The organism is Kribbella sp. NPDC000426, from assembly GCF_040300265.1.
Lineage (GTDB): Bacteria > Actinomycetota > Actinomycetes > Propionibacteriales > Kribbellaceae > Kribbella.
The window spans coordinates 79,829-98,764 of record NZ_JBEPDK010000002.1 but is presented as its reverse complement, the minus strand read 5'-3'; the positions used below and the strand labels follow the sequence as shown (position 1 = coordinate 98,764).

15 protein-coding genes are annotated in these 18,936 nt (G+C 67.7%); 8 read left to right on the top strand and 7 right to left on the bottom strand.

From position 1 onward, the window contains the following. The 4 genes from ABT313_RS08315 to ABT313_RS08300 form a co-directional block, all read right to left on the bottom strand. Complete coding sequence (locus ABT313_RS08315; RefSeq protein ID WP_350850083.1) at nucleotides 1-1,500, bottom strand: Nramp family divalent metal transporter; 1,500 nt, start codon at nucleotides 1,498-1,500, stop codon at nucleotides 1-3. Nucleotides 1,501-1,567: 67 nt separating this feature from the next. After that, nucleotides 1,568-3,709, bottom strand: coding sequence for an acetate--CoA ligase family protein (locus tag ABT313_RS08310; protein ID WP_350850081.1), 2,142 nt, complete (start codon nucleotides 3,707-3,709; stop codon nucleotides 1,568-1,570). 29 nt (nucleotides 3,710-3,738) lie between these two features. Continuing rightward, on the bottom strand, nucleotides 3,739-4,965 hold the full coding sequence (gene frc, locus ABT313_RS08305; protein ID WP_350850079.1) for a formyl-CoA transferase: 1,227 nt from the start codon (nucleotides 4,963-4,965) through the stop codon (nucleotides 3,739-3,741). Nucleotides 4,966-4,976: 11 nt separating this feature from the next. Then, nucleotides 4,977-6,686, bottom strand: a complete 1,710-nt coding sequence (locus ABT313_RS08300) for a thiamine pyrophosphate-binding protein (RefSeq protein ID WP_350850077.1) — start codon at nucleotides 6,684-6,686, stop codon at nucleotides 4,977-4,979. A 131-nt stretch (nucleotides 6,687-6,817) separates the two neighbouring features. On the opposite strand from ABT313_RS08300, the gene ABT313_RS08295 reads away from it, so the two are divergent. After that, nucleotides 6,818-7,075: an Rv0250c family protein gene (locus tag ABT313_RS08295; protein ID WP_350850075.1), complete on the top strand. Its 258-nt coding sequence runs from the start codon at nucleotides 6,818-6,820 to the stop codon at nucleotides 7,073-7,075. A 505-nt stretch (nucleotides 7,076-7,580) separates the two neighbouring features. Here the strand turns inward: ABT313_RS08295 and ABT313_RS08290 are convergent. Continuing rightward, nucleotides 7,581-8,924: an OFA family MFS transporter gene (locus ABT313_RS08290; RefSeq protein ID WP_350850073.1), complete on the bottom strand. Its 1,344-nt coding sequence runs from the start codon at nucleotides 8,922-8,924 to the stop codon at nucleotides 7,581-7,583. A gap of 144 nt (nucleotides 8,925-9,068) precedes the next feature. Here ABT313_RS08290 and sucC point away from each other — a divergent pair, with 144 nt between their 5' ends. Further along, a complete protein-coding gene (sucC, locus tag ABT313_RS08285) occupies nucleotides 9,069-10,226 on the top strand; it encodes an ADP-forming succinate--CoA ligase subunit beta (RefSeq protein ID WP_350850071.1) in 1,158 nt (385 codons plus the stop codon). A 2-nt stretch (nucleotides 10,227-10,228) separates the two neighbouring features. Beyond that, nucleotides 10,229-11,119: a succinate--CoA ligase subunit alpha gene (gene sucD / locus ABT313_RS08280; protein WP_350850069.1), complete on the top strand. Its 891-nt coding sequence runs from the start codon at nucleotides 10,229-10,231 to the stop codon at nucleotides 11,117-11,119. Here the strand turns inward: sucD and ABT313_RS08275 are convergent, their stop codons facing one another. After that, a complete protein-coding gene (locus ABT313_RS08275) occupies nucleotides 11,120-12,109 on the bottom strand; it encodes a LacI family DNA-binding transcriptional regulator (protein ID WP_350850067.1) in 990 nt (329 codons plus the stop codon). Nucleotides 12,110-12,291: 182 nt separating this feature from the next. Here ABT313_RS08275 and ABT313_RS08270 point away from each other — a divergent pair, with 182 nt between their 5' ends. Genes ABT313_RS08270 through ABT313_RS08255 form a run of 4 tightly spaced genes read left to right on the top strand, consistent with a single transcriptional unit; the run spans nucleotide 12,292 to nucleotide 17,188 of the window. Continuing rightward, nucleotides 12,292-13,233 carry a carbohydrate ABC transporter permease gene (locus ABT313_RS08270; RefSeq protein WP_350850065.1) on the top strand — a complete coding sequence of 314 codons (942 nt, stop codon included), beginning with the start codon at nucleotides 12,292-12,294 and terminating at the stop codon, nucleotides 13,231-13,233. After that, complete coding sequence (locus tag ABT313_RS08265) at nucleotides 13,230-14,093, top strand: carbohydrate ABC transporter permease (protein ID WP_350850063.1); 864 nt, start codon at nucleotides 13,230-13,232, stop codon at nucleotides 14,091-14,093. Before ABT313_RS08270 ends, ABT313_RS08265 begins: the two co-directional genes overlap by 4 nt. After that, complete coding sequence (locus tag ABT313_RS08260) at nucleotides 14,090-15,457, top strand: ABC transporter substrate-binding protein (protein ID WP_350850061.1); 1,368 nt, start codon at nucleotides 14,090-14,092, stop codon at nucleotides 15,455-15,457. Before ABT313_RS08265 ends, ABT313_RS08260 begins: the two co-directional genes overlap by 4 nt. A 3-nt stretch (nucleotides 15,458-15,460) precedes the next feature. Then, nucleotides 15,461-17,188 carry a glycoside hydrolase family 35 protein gene (locus ABT313_RS08255; RefSeq protein ID WP_350850059.1) on the top strand — a complete coding sequence of 576 codons (1,728 nt, stop codon included), beginning with the start codon at nucleotides 15,461-15,463 and terminating at the stop codon, nucleotides 17,186-17,188. A 46-nt stretch (nucleotides 17,189-17,234) separates the two neighbouring features. On the opposite strand, the gene ABT313_RS08250 is transcribed toward ABT313_RS08255, so the two are convergent. Next, a complete protein-coding gene (locus ABT313_RS08250; protein ID WP_350850057.1) occupies nucleotides 17,235-18,206 on the bottom strand; it encodes a 2-dehydropantoate 2-reductase in 972 nt (323 codons plus the stop codon). 174 nt (nucleotides 18,207-18,380) lie between these two features. On the opposite strand from ABT313_RS08250, the gene ABT313_RS08245 reads away from it, so the two are divergent. Next, nucleotides 18,381-18,932, top strand: a complete 552-nt coding sequence (locus ABT313_RS08245) for a dihydrofolate reductase family protein (RefSeq protein ID WP_350850055.1) — start codon at nucleotides 18,381-18,383, stop codon at nucleotides 18,930-18,932. The last annotated feature ends 4 nt before the right edge of the window (nucleotides 18,933-18,936 follow it).

The window sequence follows — 18,936 nt, the reverse complement described above, 5'->3', positions numbered from 1 at the left end:
TCAGCCCACTGCCACGCCGAAGCGGAAGAGGCAGTAGAACAGCATGCCGAGGTAGAACACCGCGCCGAAGCCGATGATCACGTTCCGGATCGGGCCGGGCCGGATCTTCTTCGGCAGCAGCATGTTGTTCGTGAGCAGCAGCACGATGCAGTACGCACCCATCGCGAACGTCGACAGGAACGCCAGCGTGTCCAGGATCCCGGCCGGACCGTCGGCCGGCCCGAACAGCAGGATCAGGATCCCGAACAGGATCACGCCCCACAGGAACCCGGCGTACAGCCGCGACATGCTGAACCGCTTCGCCCCGGGGACGAAGTAGTACGTCATGTCCGCCTGGCCGCGCGAGAACGAGTCGAACAGACCCAGGGTCGCGTTCAGGCCGATCAGCGCGATGAAGGCGAAGAACAGCGTCCCGAGGATCGGCGAGCCGGCCGCGGCGAAGGCGTCGGACATCGCCCTCAGTGCCGCGTCGCGGTCACCGCCCTCGATCAGCTGGGCCACGTCCGGGTTCTGCCGGGCCGCCGACATGGCCAGCACGGTGAACGAGATCGTGACCAGCATCGTGATACCCCAGAAGAGCAGGATCGCGTCGAACGTGACCCACTTGCGCCAGCCCTTCCATTTCGCCATCTCGGCCGGGTCCTCGGTGTCGAACATGAACCCGCGCGACGGCATCGACTCCGCCTCGCCCGCGGTCCGCAGACCGCGGATCTTCGGGATGTGCGCCCCCATCCCGGCACCGCTGTCCCGCAGTTGCAGCGTGTACCACATCTGCTGCATCCCGGACGGGCCGGCGAAGGCACAGGCGCCGACGACGACCGGGAACCAGGTCGAGTTCATCGCCTCGTGCGGGAAATACCCGAACGCGAACATCCCGCCGAGGGTCTTCGCCACGTCGTCCCAGCTGCCGACGATCGCCGCGATCACCGACGTACCGACCACCAGCACGCCGATCAGCAGACCGAGTAACTTCTCCAGGAAGTTGTAGATCACCGAGAGCATGCTGAACAGGATTCCGACGAGCACCAGAGCCACGCACGCGGAAACCTGCCAGGGGATGCCGGTGATCTCCTCGAACGCGCCCGCGCCGGCGGACAGGTGACCCGGCCACATGTAGATGAGAATCGCCGCCGCGTAGAAGAACCACATCAGCGGTTTGAAGATCCGGGCCGCACCGAAGAAGATGCTCTCCCCGGTCGCCATCGCGTACCGGGCCATCTCCAGCAGGACGAAGGCCTGCAGCGTGACACCGATCATGAACAACCAGCGGATATCCGGCCCGAACACCAGGACGAGCCGGGGCCACATGTACGACTCCCCGATGCCCACCCCGAGCGCGACCAGGAACACGGTCGGGCCGAGGATGTGCAGCGAGGGTGGTGCGTCCGGAAGTTTCCGGATCGGCATCGGTTCGAGCCTGCCCGCTTTCCAGACCTTCTCGGTCACAGCAGCCGCGGCCGGCTCTTCGGGAACTTCTGAGGTCTTGCTCGTGACGTCCAAGGCGGACTCCTTACAGTGACGCCAACTAGCGGATCGAACTCCTCCCCCGCGCGCGCATTTCCTCCAATCAGCCGAGCGGACCGGCGTTGCGGGCCCAGCGGTACTTGGCACCGAGGACCTGGACCGGCGTCTCGGTGGTGTACGGGTACGCGACCACACCGTGGTCGAACAGGTACTGACTGGCTTCCTCGACCTCGACGTCGCCGGACAGTGAGGCCACCACCGGCTTGTCGATGCCTTTGGCCCGGAACTCCTCGACCACCTCGGCGACCAGCTTCGCGAACACCATCGGCGGCGTCACGATCGTGTGCCAGTAGCCCAGGATCAAGGCGTGGATGCGCTCGTCGGACAGCCCGAGCGCGACCGTGTTCCGGTACGTCGACGGCGGCTCGCCACCGGTGATGTCCACCGGGTTGCCGGCGGCACCGAACGGCGGGATGAACTTGCGGAACGCCGCGTCCAGGTCGGCCGGGATGTCCATCAGCGTGAGCCCGTTGTCGACGCAGGCGTCCGACAGCAGTACGCCGGAGCCGCCCGCGCCGGTGATGATGACGACGTTCTCGCCCTTCGGCGTCGGCAGCAGCGGGATCCCGCGGGCGTACTGGAGCATCTCGTTCAGCCCCGGCGCCCGCACCACCCCGCTCTGCCGCAGGATGTCGTCGTACACCTTGTCGTCGCCGGCCAGGGCGCCGGTGTGCGAGCTGGCCGCCCGCGCACCCATGGACGTCCGGCCGGCCTTCAGCACGACGACCGGCTTCTTCCTGGACACCCGGGCCGCCGTCTCGGCGAACGCCCGGCCGTCCTTCAAGTCCTCAAGATGCATGGCGATCAGGTTGGTGTTGTCATCGCTCTCGAAGAAGGTCAGGAGGTCATCCTCGTCGATGTCGGCCTTGTTGCCTACCCCAACGATCGCGGAGACGCCCATCCGGCTGGACCGGCTGAAACCGAGGATGGCCATGCCGATGCCACCCGATTGCGACGACAGGGCAACGGACCCGCGGACGTCGTACGGCGTGCAGAAGGTCGCGCACAGACTCTCGGGCAGATAGTAGTAGCCGTAGATGTTCGGTCCCAGGATTCGGACATTGTGTTCACGGGCGATCGCGACGACCTCGTCCTGGAGCTCCTGCTCGCCGGTCTCGGCGAACCCGGACGGGATCAGGATCGCGCCCGCGACCCCCTTCTGCCCGCACTGCTCGAGCGCCCCGGCGACGAACTTGGCCGGTACGGCGAACACCGCGACATCCACGTCGCCCGGTACGTCGAGGATCGACGGGAACGCCTTCAGCCCGAGGACCTCGCCGCCCTTCGGGTTGATCGGGTAGATGTCCCCGGCGTACCCGCCGTTGACCAGGTTCTTCATCACCGAGTTGCCGATCTTGCCGTCCTCGTTGGACGCCCCGATCACGGCCACCGCGCGCGGCCGCATGATCCGGGTCATCGCGGTCAGGATCTCCTCCTGGCTGAACCGCTCCACCGGCTGGCCGGCCTCGGCGTCCACGATGATCCGGAAGTCCACCGCGGTAGCGCCGTCCGGCCCGGCCAGGACCGGGTTCAGGTCGACCTCGGCGAACTGCGGGAAGTCCGTGACCAGGTCCGACAGCCGCTTGATCAGGTCCGCCACGGCGTCCTTGTCGACCGGCCTGGCCCCGCGGACCCCTTCGAGCATCTCGTGGGCGTCGATCCCGTCGACCATCGCCCGCGCCTCGTCGGCGGCCAGCGGAGCGAGCCGGAACGTGACGTCCTTGAGCACCTCGACGAGTACGCCGCCCAGCCCGAACGCGACCACCTTGCCGAACGTCGGGTCGGTGACCGCGCCGACGATGACCTCCTGCACGTCACCGCCGGTGACCAGCATCTTCTGCACCTGGACGCCGGTGATCGCCGCGTCCGCCTTGTAGGCGCGCGCATTGGCGAGGATCTTGTCGAACGCCTCTCGCGCCGCGTCCGCGCTGGCCACGCCGACGACCACGCCGCCGGCCTCGGTCTTGTGCAGGATGTCCGGCGAGACGATCTTCAGGACGACGGGGAACCCGATCTCGGCGGCGAGACCGGCGGCTCCCTCGGCAGTCGTGGCCAGTCCCTCGCCCGGTGTCGGGATGCCGTACGCGTCGGCGACCTGCTTGGCCTCGGGCGCGCTCAGCGAGGTACGGCCGTCCGCCAGAGCCTGGTCGAGGATGGTCCGGACTGCTGCCTTGTCATAGGTCATTACGGGGGTCATTACAGAGATCTCCCTTGTCAGATGACGCCGGCGGCCTTGAGTTCGGAGAGCTCGGCGGTGTCGATGCCGAGCGCGCCGTAGATGGCGGAGTTGTGCTCGCCGAGTCCGGGCGAGGTCTGTACCTCGACCGGCGAGTCGGACAGCTTGATCGGGCAGCCGACGGTCTTGAACATGCCGCGCTGCGGGTGCTCGACCTCGACCACGGCGCCGAGGTCGGCCAGCGTCTCGTCCGCGATCAGCTCGGCGGTGGACATGATCGGCCCGCACGGCACGTTCAGCGCGTTGAGCTTGTCCATCACCTCGAACTTCGTGTGCTGCTCGGTCCACTGCTCGATCAGCGCGAACATCTTGTCGAGCTTGTCCAGCCGCGCGGCCGGCGTCGCCCAGTCGGGGTCCTCGGCCAGCTCGGGCTTGCCGATCAGGTTGGCGATCGGCGCCCAGCCCGGCGGCTGGACGATCACGTAGATGTAGTCGTTCGGCCCACCCGGCGCGGTCCGGACCGCCCAGCCGGGCTGTCCGCCGCCGGAGGCGTTCCCCGAGCGCGGCACCTCGTCGCCGAAGTTGTCGTTCGGGTACTCCTTCAGCGGTCCGTGCGTGAGCCGCTGCTGGTCACGCAGCTTCACCCGGGTCAGGTTGAGCACGGCCTCCTGCATGGCCACGGTCACTCGTTGGCCCTTGCCGGTGTGGGTCCGCTGGAACAGAGCGGCGAGGATGCCGGCGACCAGGTGGATGCCGGTGCCGGAGTCGCCGATCTGTGCACCGGTCGCAGTCGGCGGTCCCTCCTCGAACCCCGTCGTACTCATCGCGCCGCCCATCGCCTGGGCAACCACCTCGTACGCCTTGAAGTTCTCGTAGCGGCCCGGGCCGAAGCCCTTGATCGAGGCGAAGATCAGGCCGGGGTTCAGCTCCTGGAGCCGCTCCCAGGTGAAGCCCATCCGGTCGATCGCGCCCGGCGCGAAGTTCTCCACCAGGATGTCGGAGTTCTTCACCAGGTCGGTGAAGATCTCCTTGCCCCGGTCCGACTTCATGTTCAGCGTGATGCTGCGCTTGTTGCAGTTGAGCATCGTGAAGTAGAGGCTGTCGACGTCCGGGAGGTCGCGCAGCTGCTGGCGGGTGATGTCGCCGGTCGGTGCCTCGAGCTTGATCACGTCGGCGCCGAGCCAGGCGAGGATCTGGGTGCAGGACGGTCCGGACTGCACGTGGGTCATGTCGAGGACGCGGACACCTTCGAGGGCCTTCGTCATGCTGGGTCCCCTTACTTGTACATGGTCTGGTTCATGGTTCCGGGCGCGTAGGCGTCTGGGTCGACCCAGACGTTGATCAGCGACGGCAGCCCCGACTCGCGGGCGCGCTGCATGGCCGGCCCGATGCCCTTGGGGTCGCGGACCTCTTCGCCGTACCCGCCGAGCATCCGGGCGAACTCGTCGTACTTGACGTCACCGAGGGTGTTGCCGATCCGGCCGCGGTCATGGCCGTACTTCGCTTCCTGGCCGTAGCGGATCTGGTTCATCGAGGAGTTGTTGCCGACGACACCGACGAACGGAAGGTTGAAGCGCACCAGCGTCTCGAAGTCCCAACCGGTCAATGAGAAAGCGCCGTCGCCGAACAGCGCGACGACCTCCTTGTCCGGTCGCGCGTACTTCGCCGCGAGCACGAACGGGATGCCGACGCCGAGCGTGCCGAGCGGACCCGGGTCCATCCAGTGGCCCGGCGACTTGGGCTGGACGACGCCGCCGGAGAACGTGACGATGTCGCCGCCGTCGCCGATGTAGATCGAGTCCTCGGTGAGGAACTCGTTGATCTCGTGCGCGAGCCGCAGCGGGTGGATCGGGTTCGCGTCGGACAGCTGGCGCGGCAGCCGCTTCTGGTACGCCGCGTCCTCCTCCGCGCGGAGCTCCGCGAACCAGGCCTTGCGGTCGGTCTTGTGCAGCCGGCCCGACGCCGCCTGGGTGACCGCGGACAGGATCGCGCCCGGGTCGCCGACCAGGCCGAGGTCGATGTCGCGGTTCTTGCCGACGGTGCGGTAGTCCATGTCGATCTGTACGACGGTCGCGCCCTTCGGCAGCCGGCGCCCGTACCCCATCCGGAAGTCGAACGGCGTGCCGACGATCAGGATCAGGTCGGCGTTGTTGAACCCGTACCGACGGGACAAGTGGAAGTGGTGCGGGTCGCCGGGCGGCAGGGTGCCGCGGGCGGCGCCGTTCATGAAGGCCGGTACGTCGAGGGTCCGCACGAACTCGGTCGCCGCGTCGCTGCCGCGGGCGGTCCACACCTGGGTGCCGAGCAGTACGACGGGCTTCTCGGCCCGCACCAGCAGATCGGCCAGCGCCTCGATGCTCGCCGGATCGCCGATGCTCTTCGTCGACGCGCGGTAGTGGCCGGCCTCGGGCACCGTCGCGGACTCCACCGGGACCGAGTTGTCCAGGATGTCGCGCGGGATCTCCAGGAAGGACGGGCCGGGCGCGCCGTTGTAGCACTCGCGGAACGCCATCGACACCATGTCGGCGGCGCGCGCGGTGTGCGGCACGGTCGCGGCGAACTTGGTGATCGGCGTCATCATGTCGACGTGCGGCAGGTCCTGCAGGGACCCCATCTTGTGCTGGTTGAGTGCGCCCTGGCCGCCGATCAGCAGCATCGGGCTCTCGGCGCGGAACGCGTTCGCGACACCGGTGACCGCGTCCGTCGTCCCCGGGCCGGCGGTGACGACCGCGCACCCGGGCTTACCTGTCACGCGTGCATATCCGTCCGCGGCGTGCGCGGCGACCTGCTCGTGCCGGACGTCGACCACGGCGATGCCCTCGTCCACGCAGCCGTCGTAGATGTCGATGATGTGACCGCCGCAGAGCGTGAAGATCACGTCGATCCCCTCGGCCTTCAGCGCCTTGGCGACCAGGTGACCACCTGAGATGGTCTCCGGCTCCTTCACTTCGGCGACGGGCTGGGTCTCCGACACTGTCTGCGCCATCTGCAGTCCTCTCCTCGGAAGGGGCCGAGCTTCGTTCGTCGGCTTGAATGTAGATTGCATACCGTATGGTGTAGTCGTAGTCTTATCCCACGCGGTGGCGGTTGTCCAGAGTTCGCGTCGAGGAGGCCGAGATGACCATTTCCGAGGAACTCGAACGGACCCGTGCCGCCCTCCTCGCCCTGGAGAAATCCCTTATGGCGTTGAGGAATCGGATCGGCCCGCATCTCGACGTACTGCGGTTGATGGACGATCTCGAGCGCTGTACGGCGGACCTGCGCCGGCTCGAGCAGCAGGTCCGCGCGCCGCACCGGGGCGAGCTCGTGGTGATCCCCGACGGCGACTACGACCCGGACTTCTGGGCCGAGGCAGAGCACGAAGGTCTGGGCTGAGCCCCTAGGCACAACTTCAGCAGACTCCTGAGTCGTACGTCGTTCGCCGTTCTCGCGGCGACCGCCACCGCTTCGGCCGCGTGTTCCGTTGCGACGAAGGTCCGGTAGAAGGCCTCACTCCGTTGACCCAGAACCGGCAACCACCAACGGGCCGCCCCGGCCGGGTGTTCCTCCGAGCCCAGTAGGTGAAGTGCGGTTCGATGGGCGGCCGCCAGCCTTCGCCGTTCGTCCCCCGTGATCTCGCCGCCGGCCAGCGCGGTCGAGACACAGAGCGCGACCAGCCGGGCGGACGGCTCGAAACCGGGCCGCGCGGTATCGAGGAACAGCGGCGCGAGCGGCAACAGCTCTCGACGTCCGGCGGAACTGCTGTGGTCGTGGACCGCGCGCGCCACCGCACTCAACACCGGGTGTACGCACGCCGGACGATCGGTCCAAGGCTCTCGCGCCAGGCGAGAGACAAGTTCCATCAAACACGGGTCCGGCCGATGGGCCACTCCGTATCCGTTCACTCGCCCGCCACCGGCGTACCGAGGTGCTGCCGGACCGACAGTGCGGGCCGCCCTGGTTGTTTCAGCAGGCGCACACTCAACGCGGTCAGCACGCCGAGCAGGCCCGCACCGAGGAACAGCGGACGGTAGCCGACGGCCGCGATCAACGATGCAGCGGCGCCGATGCCGATCAGGCCACCGATGGCCTTCGCGGAGTACAGGATCGCTTGGTTCTGCAGGAGGCTGTTCTCGCCGAAGAACTCGAGGACGAGGTTGGCCATGATCGCGTAGAACGCGCCACCACCCAGGCCGGCGAACATCGCGCAGATCACGAACGCCCAGCCGCTGCCGGCAACCACCAGGCCGACGTGCGCGAAGCCTTCGATCATCAGTACGGCGGCCAGCACTCTCCTGCGGCCGAACCGGTCCGACAGATGACCTGCCGACGAGCGCCCGAGACCGTTGACGGCAGCAAGCATTCCGGCAGCGGCAGCCGCGATCGCGAGCCCGAAGTCGGCCGTCACCGCGTAGCTGGCAACGAACGCGATGCCGAGCAGCGACAACGCAGTACTGATTGCCAAGAGCAACCACATCAACGGCAGCGCGCCGGTCCTCATCGCCTCTGCGGGGCGGTAGTGCCGGACGGCGGGCGCATTGTTCGGGATGCTGCGGTTCAGTTTCCGATCGACCGCCCAGGCCTGGGCGTCGAGGTTTGCGGGCCACCAGTACCTGGGCGGATCCTTCAACAGACCGCCGGCGACGAGCACGATCAGCAGTGCGACCAGGGCGGTCACATCGAAGACGGCTCGTTGACTCGACTCGAAGATCGCCAGCAGCGCGATACTCGGTACGGCGCCGACGGCGAAGCCACCGGTCACGAACCCGATCGTCGCAGTACGTCGATCCGGGAACCAGCGTGCCGACGTGGTGATGCAGGCGGAGTACACCAGGCCTGCACCGATACCTCCGACGAGCGCGTAGCCGACGATCGCCGCGACGTAGCTGTGCGCGTGGGCAAGGGTCGCAAGACCGGTCGCGGCCAGCACACCGCCGAGGACGACGAGTTGCGTCGGCGTGGCCCGGCGTACCCGCTGGATCCAGGCGGCGGGGATCGCGACCAGCGCCTGGCAGGCAACGAAGATCGCCAGCAACCACAGGGTTTGCGTCGCACCCCAGCCGCGGTCGAGGCCGAGCGCGGCGGTGCCGAACGAATATTGCAGCGGACTGATCGCGACCATGCAGGCCCAGGCCGCCCAGAGTTGCCAGCGCCTGGAGTGCCCGGTCAGCTCACGGGCATCCTCCCCGATCCGGTACCGCCGGCCGTAGACATCACGCACATCGTGGGGCGTCACGTGATCCATCTCGCCTCCTGACTACTGCATACCGTATGAAGTCTGTGGTACTCCCCCGACACCGTGGCTGTCCAGACCTGGGGTGTTGCGACCTCGCTCTTGTGACCAGATTGCATACCGCATACAGTCGTCCGCACATACTGAGGAGGCGACGTGGACCTGATGGAGTACCAAGCCAAGGAACTCTTCGCCCGGCACGGCGTCCCGGTGACGCTCGGCCGGGTGATCGAGGATCCGGCCGCGGCGGCGGACGCGGCCAGAGAACTCGGCGGCCGGGTGGTGGTGAAGGCGCAGGTGAAGACCGGCGGCCGCGGCAAGGCCGGCGGCGTGAAACTCGCCGCGACGCCCGACGAGGCCGTGGCGAGAGCGGGCGAGATCCTCGGGATGGACATCAAGGGGCACACCGTGCACCGCGTGCTGCTCGCCCCCGCCGCGGACATCGCCGACGAGTACTACTTCTCTTTTCTGGTCGACCGCGCCAACCGCGAGTACCTGTGCATCGCGAGTACCGACGGCGGCGTGGAGATCGAGGAGGTCGCGCACACGAACCCGGACGCGATCGCGAAGGTGCCGATCGATCCGGCGGTCGGTGTCGACGACGCGAAGGCGGCGGAGATCGTCGCGGCCGCCGGGTTCCCGGTCGGCGCGCGGGACGTCGTACGGAAGTTGTGGGACGTGTTCGTCGCCGAGGACGCGTCTCTGGTCGAGGTGAACCCGCTGGTGAAGCTGGGCGACGGTTCGCTCGAAGCACTCGACGGCAAGGTGACTCTCGACGACAACGCGGCGTACCGGCACGCGGATCATTCCGCGTTCGAGGACCACGCGTCAGCGGACCCACTGGAGGCCGCGGCGGTCGAGAAGGGCCTGAACTATGTCAAGCTCGACGGCTCGGTCGGCATCATCGGGAACGGCGCCGGGCTGGTCATGTCCACGCTCGACGTGGTCGCGTACGCGGGTTCGCAGTACGGCGTGAAGCCGGCGAACTTTCTCGACATCGGCGGCGGCGCTTCGGCCGAGGTGATGGCGAACGGACTGGGGATCATCCTGTCCGACCCGCAGGTCCGCAGCGTGTTCGTGAACGTGTTCGGCGGGATCACCGCGTGCGACGCTGTCTCGAACGGCATCGTGCAGGCGCTCGAGCTGCTCGGCAAGCAGGCCGACAAACCACTGGTTGTGCGACTGGACGGCAACAACGTCGACGAGGGTCGCAAGATCCTTGCCAAGGCCAACCATCCGCTGGTGACCGTGGTGGACACGATGGACGGCGCGGCGGCGCGGGCAGCCGAGCTCGCCGCGCAGAAGGGAAACTAGAGATGGCGATCTTCCTGACCGAGAAGAGCCGGGTCGTCGTACAAGGCATGACCGGGTCCGAGGGACAGAAGCACACCAGCCGGATGCTTGCCGCCGGCACCGACATCGTCGGCGGCGTGACACCGGGCAAGGGCGGCCTGTCGATCGACTTCGCGAAGCGGTCGATCCCGGTGTACGGATCGTGTGCCGACGCGGTGAAGGCGACGGACGCGGACGTGTCGGTGGTGTTCGTGCCACCGCGCTTCACCAAAGGCGCGGTGATCGAGGCGGTCGACGCCGGCGTACCACTGGTCGTGGTGATCACCGAGGGCGTGCCGGTGCAGGACACGGCGGCGTTCTTCGCGCACGCGCAGGCGAACGGGACACGGGTCATCGGCCCGAACTGCCCGGGGATCATCAGCCCGGGGCGCGCGAACGCCGGGATCATTCCCGCGGACATCGCGGGACCCGGACGGATCGGCCTGGTCAGCAAGTCGGGCACGTTGACCTACCAGATGATGTACGAGCTGCGGGACTTCGGGTTCTCGTCGGCGATCGGTATCGGCGGCGACCCGATCATCGGGACCACGCACATCGATGCGCTGCAGGCGTTCCAGGACGACCCGGACACCGACGCGATCGTGATGATCGGTGAGATCGGCGGCGACGCCGAGGAGCGGGCGGCCGCGTTCATCAAGGAGAACGTGACCAAGCCGGTCGTCGGCTACGTCGCGGGCTTCACCGCGCCGGAGGGCAAGACGATGGGCCACGCCGGCGCGATCGTCTCCGGCTCCTCCGGCACGGCAGCCGCCAAGCAAGAAGCCCTCGAGGCGGCCGGCGTACGCGTCGGCAAGACTCCCTCCGAGACGGCCGCGTTGATGCGCGCCGTGCTTGCAGCGCCGCTCCCCGCTTGATCAAACGGAACGGGGGGCGGCGGTGCTTTTGCGGATGACGAGTTCGGTCGGGACGGCGACCGGGGCGTTGTGGTGCTCGCCGGAGTGGATCTCGGCGATCAGCGCGTCGACGCTCTGCCGGCCGACCTCGGTGAAGGTCTGACGGACGGTGGTCAGAGGCGGCCAGAAATGAGCCGCCTCTTCCATGTCGTCGAAGCCGACCACGCTGACGTCGTCCGGCACCGAAAGCCCCCGCTCGTACAGCGCGCGCAGCAGACCCAGCGCCATCTGGTCGTTGGCGACGAAGACCGCCGTCACCTGATCGTCCGCAGCGAGCCGGCAGCCCGCCTCGTACCCGGACGTCGCCGACCAGTCCCCGTCGAACACCGGCGGTACCTCGCGCCCGTGATCGATCAGCGTCTGCTCCCACGACCGCCGGCGCCGGTCCGCCGCGAACGAGGTCGGCGGACCGCCGAGATGCCACACCGTCTTGTGCCCGAGGTCGAGCAGATGCTCCGTCGCGAGCCGCGCCCCCTGCCGCTGGTCGGTGTCGACGATCGGGTAGTCGTAGTGCGCGCTCGAGTCGACGACCACGACCGACAGTCCCTCCGGCAGCCGTACGCCGGCCGCGTCGAGCGTGTGCGCCTCGATCAGGATGATCACGCCATCGACCGCCTGCTCCCCCAGCCGGCCGAACGCGTTCGTCACCGCGCTCTGGGTGACGTCGAGGACAGGGACGAGGTTGATCGAGTACCCGCGGATCGTGGCCGCGGTGGCGATCGCGTCGAGCGTGCGCGTCGTACCGAAGCTGTGCAGCTCGAAGACGATCACGCCGATGCTGCGGTACTCGCCGTTCCGCAACGCGCGGGCCGCACTGTTCGGCCGGTAGCCGAGCTGGTTCATCGCGGCCCGGACCCGGTCGCGGGTCTCCGCGTCGACGTTGTGCCGATCGTTCGCGACCCGCGAGACAGTCTGCCCGGAGACGCCGGCCAGCCGGGCTACGTCAGCCATCGACGGACCCCGCCGCCGCTTCCCCAGTGATTCCTCCGCTGACATCCCGCCTCCTCGGTTGTGTCCGCAGTGTAGACATGTTGACGTAAACACGTTACCGTCGCCGCGTCGATGTTGACGTCAACATCCGCGCGTCGCAGCGCGGGCGGCGGCGTCGTGAGGGCGAAAGGAGGTCGACGGACATGGCGGAGTCCATGGCTCACGAGTCGGCCGGGCAAGTACGGCCGGTGTCCGCGGCCGGCCGGAAACGGCGGCGCGCGGCGCAGGACGGCAAGGGCTGGATCTTCGTCGGCCCGTTCCTGGCGGTGTTCGCGCTGACGTTCCTGGCCCCGATCGGGTACGCGATCTATCTCAGCCTCTACCGCAACCAGGCCTTCTTCGGCGGCAAGGTGTTCGTCGGGATCGACAACTACACCGAAGCGCTGCAGGACCCGAAGTTCTGGGAGGCGTTCGGCCGGGTGGCGGCGTTCCTGGTGGTCCAGGTGCCGATCATGCTCATCCTGGCCCTGCTCGCCGCGCTCGCGATCGACAGCGCCCGGCTGCACGCGGCCGGGTTCTTCCGGATCGTGATCTTCCTGCCGTACGCCGTACCGGGCGTCGTCGCGGTGCTGATGTGGGGCTACATCTACGGCGACAACTTCGGGCTGGCCGCGAACCTCAACGACCTGTTCGGCACGACCGCGATCCAGCCGCTCAGCGCGAGCTGGATGCTGCCGTCGATCGCCAACATCGTCACCTGGGAATTCGTCGGCTACAACATGCTGATCTTCTACTCGGCGCTGCGCACGGTGCCCGGTGAGCTGTACGAGGCGGCGGCGATCGACGGGGCCGGCACATTCCGGACCATCCGCGCGGTCAAGCTGCCGGCGCTGCGCGGGGCGATCGTGATCGCGACGATCTTCTCGATCATCGGCAGCTTCCAGCTGTTCAACGAGCCGAACATCCTGCGCACGCTCGCGCCGAACGTGATCACGACGTACTACACGCCGAACATGTACGCCTACAACCTGTCCTTCGCCGGCCAGCAGTTCAACTACTCGGCCACGATCGCGATCGTGATGGGCGTCATCACCGCGATCATCGCGTACGTCGTCCAGCTGCGCGGATCCCGGGAGTCCTTGTGAGTGTCCTTTCTTCTCCCCTGCGGCCGAAGCGCTCAAGGTTGCTGACCGGCGCGATGGTGCTGTACCTGATCTACACGCTCGTCCCGCTGCTCTGGTTGTTGCTGAGTGCAACGAAGACCCAGGACGACCTGCTGTCGACGCCGGGCCTGTGGTTCGGCAAGAGCTTCGCGTTCTTCAGCAACATCAAGGACACGCTGACCTACAACGACGGCATCTTCCTGCGCTGGCTCGGCAACACCGTTCTGTACGTCGTCGTCGGCGCGGGCGGCGCGACGCTACTCGCGACGGCGGCGGGCTACGGCTTGGCGAAGTACAAGTTCGCCGGCCGGCGCGCGGTCTTCGCCGTACTGCTCGGAGCGGTCGCGGTCCCGGGTACGGCGCTCGCCGTACCGACGTTCCTGATGTTCTCGAACCTCGGGCTGACGAACACCGTGTGGGCGATCATCATCCCGTCGCTGGTCAGCCCGTTCGGGCTGTACCTGATGTGGGTCTACGCGACCGACGCCGTACCTCCCGAGCTGCTCGAGGCGGCGCGGATCGACGGCGCCGGCGAAGTACGGACGTTCTTCACCGTGGCGCTGCGACTGCTTGCCCCGGGCATCGTCACGACGCTGCTGTTCGCAGTGGTGTCGACCTGGAACAACTACTTCCTGCCGCTGATCATGCTCAGCAAACCCAACCTCTACCCGCTCACGGTCGGCCTCACCCAGTGGAGCAACCAAGCGACCGGCGTCGGGGCCCGCCCCATCTACAACCTGGTGATCACGGGGTCGTTGCTGACCATCGTTCCTCTGGTGATCGCCTTCCTTCTACTCCAGCGGTTCTGGCAGTCCGGCCTGTCCGCAGGCTCGGTCAAGTGAAAGGCAACAAGATGAAGGCACATCGGTGGGGCATCCGGCAGCTGGTGGTTGCCGGGGCCGCGGTCATCGCCCTGGCGGCGGTGGCGGCCTGCGGCGGCGGGTCGTCGAACGACAACGCCGGCGGCGGCACAACCAGCGGCTCGGCCGACGCGGTCGACGCCGCGCTCAAGGCCGGCGGCGAGATCACGTACTGGAGCTGGACGCCGTCCGCGCAGGCACAGGTCGACGCGTTCATGAAGCAGTACCCGAACGTCAAGGTCAACTACGTCAACGCCGGGACCGGCAACGACCACTACACCAAGCTGCAGAACGCGATCAAGGCCGGCTCCGGCGCGCCGGACGTGGCCCAGATCGAGTACCAGGCGCTCCCCCAGTTCGCACTGCCCGGTTCGCTGGTCGACCTGAGACAGTACGGCTTCAGCCAGTACGAGTCCGCGTACACCGCTTCCACCTGGGCGGCCGTGCACGCGGGCAGCGGCCTGTTCGGGCTGCCGCAGGACTCCGGGCCGATGGCGCTGTTCTACAACAAGGAGGTCTTCGACAAGTACGGCATCGCCGTGCCGAAGACCTGGGACGAGTACGTCGCAGCTGCGAAGAAGCTGCACGCTGCGAACCCCAAGGCGTACATCACCAACGACTCCGGTGACGCCGGTTTCACCACCAGCATGATCTGGCAGGCAGGCGGCCAGCCGTTCAAGACCGACGGCAAGAACGTCAGCATCAACCTGGCCGACGACGGCTCGAAGAAGTGGACCGGCACCTGGAACCAGCTCGTCGAGGGCGGTCTGGTGTCGCAGATCCCGGGCTGGACCGACGAATGGTTCAAGGCGCTCGGCGACGGCACCATCGCGACGCTGCCGACCGGGGCGTGGATGCCCGGCGTGATGGAGGCCTCGGTCAAGGCCGGCGCCGGCAAGTGGCGGGTCGCCCCGATGCCGACGTACGACGGCCAGCCGGCGACCGCGGAGAACGGCGGTAGCACCGAGTCCGTGCTGAAGCAGAGCAAGAACCCGGCGCTGGCGGCGGCATTCGTGCGGTGGCTGAACCACGACGAGGGCGTGAAGCCGTTCCTCGCCAGTGGTGGCTTCCCGGCGACCACTGCGGACCTCAAGGACACGGCGTTCGTGGACAAGGCCAGTGCGTACTTCGGTGGCCAGAAGATCAACCAGGTGCTGACCGCTGCGGCCGGCAACGTGGTGAAGGGCTGGAGCTACCTGCCCTACGAGCTGTACGCCAACAGCATCTACGGCGACACCGTGGGCAAGGCATACCAGTCGAAGTCCGACCTGAACGCCGGACTGAAGTCCTGGCAGGACGCACTGGTCACCTATGGCAACCAGCAGGGCTTCCAGGTCAACGGCTGATCCATGTTCACGATTGGTGAGTCCGACTTCCTTCTCGACGGCCGGCCCTTCCGGATCCTGTCCGGTGCACTGCACTACTTCCGCGTGCACCCGGACAGCTGGGCCGACCGGATCGAGAAGGCCCGCCTGATGGGGCTCAACACCATCGAGACGTACGTGCCGTGGAACGCGCACAGCCCACGGCCGGGCACCTTCGACACCTCCGGGATGCTCGACCTCGAGCGCTTCCTGCGGGAGGTGGCCGCCGCCGGCCTGTACGCGATCGTCCGCCCCGGCCCGTACATCTGCGCAGAGTGGGACAACGGCGGACTTCCGGCCTGGCTCTTCCGGGAGCCGGGCCTGGGGGTCCGCCGGTACGAACCGCGGTTCATGGCCGCGGTCTCGCGCTACCTGTCCGACGTACTGCGGATCGTGGCGCCGCTGCAGGTCTCCGCCGGCGGACCGGTGCTGATGGTCCAGGTGGAGAACGAGTACGGCGCGTTCGGCGACGACGCGACGTACCTGAAGGCTGTCGCCGAGATCATCCGCGGCTGTGGGATCACGGTGCCGCTGGTGACTGTGGACCAACCTGTCGACGCGATGCTCGCGGCCGGCGGGCTGGACGGCGTACTGCGGACCGGGTCGTTCGGATCGCGGGTCGCCGAACGGCTGGAGACGCTGCGGAGACACCAGCCGACCGGACCGTTGATGTGCATGGAGTTCTGGGACGGGTGGTTCGATCACTGGGGCGGACCGCACCACACGACCAGCGTGGCCGAGGCGGCCGCCGAACTGGACGCACTGCTCGCGGCCGGCGCTTCGGTGAACATCTACATGCTGCAGGGCGGTACGAACTTCGGACTGACCAGTGGGGCCAACGACAAGGGCGTCTACCGTCCGACGATCACGTCGTACGACTATGACGCTCCGCTGGACGAGGCTGGGCATCCGACGCTGAAGTATCACGCGTTTCGAGAGGTGATCTCCCGGTACGCACCTGTTCCCGACACTGTCCCGGCTTCGGGAACGGCGGCACCGGAGACGTCTGCGGCGCTGGGCTCACCACTGCGGTTGCTGGCTGATCCGTGGGGGTCGTCGAGCGAGCACTCTGCGATGCCGACGCTGGATGAGCTGGACGCTCGGCTGGTGCTGTTCCGGACCGACGTTGCGGCCGAGGACCCGGTGCTGTTGAGCGTGGGTGAGGTGCGGGACCGCGCGTACGTGTTCCTCGACGGCGCTCCCGTCGGAGTGCTCGACCGGGAGCGGCACGACCGGGCGCTGATGCTCCCGCACGGCGGGCACCTGGAGATCCTGGTCGAGGACCAGGGCCGCGTGAACTACGGCCAGCGGATCGGTGAGCCCAAGGGTCTAATCGGTCCGGTTCAGCTCAACGGGGTTGAGCTGACCGAGTGGTCCGCCTGCCCAATCGAGCTCGACGCCGTACCTGCTCTGTGGGACTCCGTGGTTCCGGATGCGCCCGGTGTCGGTCCCACAGCCTGGCGGGCCTCGTTCGACGTCGAGACGCCGGTGGATCACTTCCTGTCGACCGCTGCTTGGGGCAAGGGGTTTGCCTGGGTGAATGGGTTCAACCTCGGCAGGTACTGGCGCCGCGGCCCGCAGCAAACCTTGTACGTGCCAGGGCCTCTCCTGCGACCCGGCACCAACGAACTCGTCGTACTCGAGCTCGACGTCATGGCTGACCCGGTGGCCCACTTCGTCGCCGGACCGTCACTCGGCCCGCTGGAGCTGTAGCTGGAACAGGTGGGTCCGACGTCGCTGTTTGCCGGACCCACCTGGTCTAAACGCCGACCTTGCTGGCCAGTAGGTCGGCGACGGCGTGTACGGCGCGCAGCGTGGGCGCCTTGATATCGGTGAGGTCGGCGAGCTCGACGACCGCGGCGAGGATGACGTCCAGCTCGAGCGGCTTGTCCTTCTCCAGGTCCTGGAGCATCGACGTCTTGTGCTCACCGACGCGTTCGGCGCCGTCGAGGCGTTTGTCGACGGAGATCTCCGGGTGACAGCCGAGGGCCGCGGCGATCTCGAGCGACTCCTCCATCATCATCCGGACCATCTGCCGGGTGCCCTGATGTGTCGCGATCTCCACCATCGTCGCCCGGGCGAGCGCGCTGATCGGGTTGAACGCCGCGTTGCCGAGCAGCTTGATCCAGATGTCGGTGCGGATGTCCGCCTCGACCGGACACTTCAGCCCGCCGGCGATCATCGCCGTACTGAACTCCGCACACCGCTGTGACGTGCCGCCCGCGGGTTCACCGATCGAGAACCGGGTGCCTTCCAGGTGCTGTACGACGCCTGGGCCGGCCAGCTCGGTGGAGCAGTAGACGACGCAGCCGACCGCACGGTCGAGATCGATGACGCGGGTGACCGAGCCGTCCGGGTCGACCGATTCGATCCGGCGGCCTTCGTACGGTCCTTTCAGGCCGTGGAAGTACCACCAGGGGATGCCGTTCTGCGCGGCCACGACGACCGTGCGGTCGTGCAGGAGCGGCTGGAGCAGCGGGCCGGCGCTCGCGTACGAGTTCGCCTTGAGCCCGAGAAAGACATAGTCGACCGGACCGATCTCGGCCGGATCGTCGGTGGCCGGTGTCCTGGCCTCGAAGTCACCGCGTGGACTGAGCACCTGTACGCCGTGCGAGCGGATCGCCTCCAGATGCGCGCCGCGGGCCACCAGGTGGACCTCGGTCCCGCCACGGTGCAGCGCCGCACCGACGTACGCACCGATCGCGCCGGCGCCGAGAACCGCAACTCTCATAGGGTCCCTGCCTTCCGGGTTTTGTATACGGCATACAGTAGGCCGGACGGTGAATGCGGTCAAGATCACACTCGGCGGCAAGCGCTCGCCAAAAAGTCCGGCCGGCACCGATGAATCGGGGCCGGCCGGACAGTAAGTACGGGTGTGAATCACTCGACCGAAGGAGCAGGGGCCATGGGCCACGTCATCGTCACCGGATTCGTCAGCCTCGACGGCATCGTCACCGACCCCGACGGCTCCGGCGGCACGCCGGGCGGCGGCTGGGCGTTCCGGCACGGCCCGGAGACGCACGGCGGAGACAAGTTCCGGCTGGGTGACCTGATGGACACCGGGGTGCTGCTGCTGGGCAAGAACACCTGGCAACTGTTCAGCAAACTCTGGCCGAACCGCACCGACGAGTTCTCCACCCGGATGAACAAGATGGCCAAGGTGGTCGCCTCGCACACGCTGACCGACCTGTCGGCCTTCCCCAACTCGACGCTGATGGAAGGCTCGCTGGCCGACTACGTGCGGTCCGAGCCGCGGACGATCGCGGTCACCGGCAGTGTGAGCGTGATCCGGGCCCTGCAGGCCGCGGACCTCGTCGACGAGTACCGGCTGATGACGCTGCCGTCGGTCGTCGGCAGCGGCGAGCGGATGTTCGGCCCGTCGGACCTCCCCGTCCACCTGCGGCTCGAGTCCGTCGTACCGGCCGGCGCAGCCTCGCTGGCGACGTACGTGCGTTGACCCT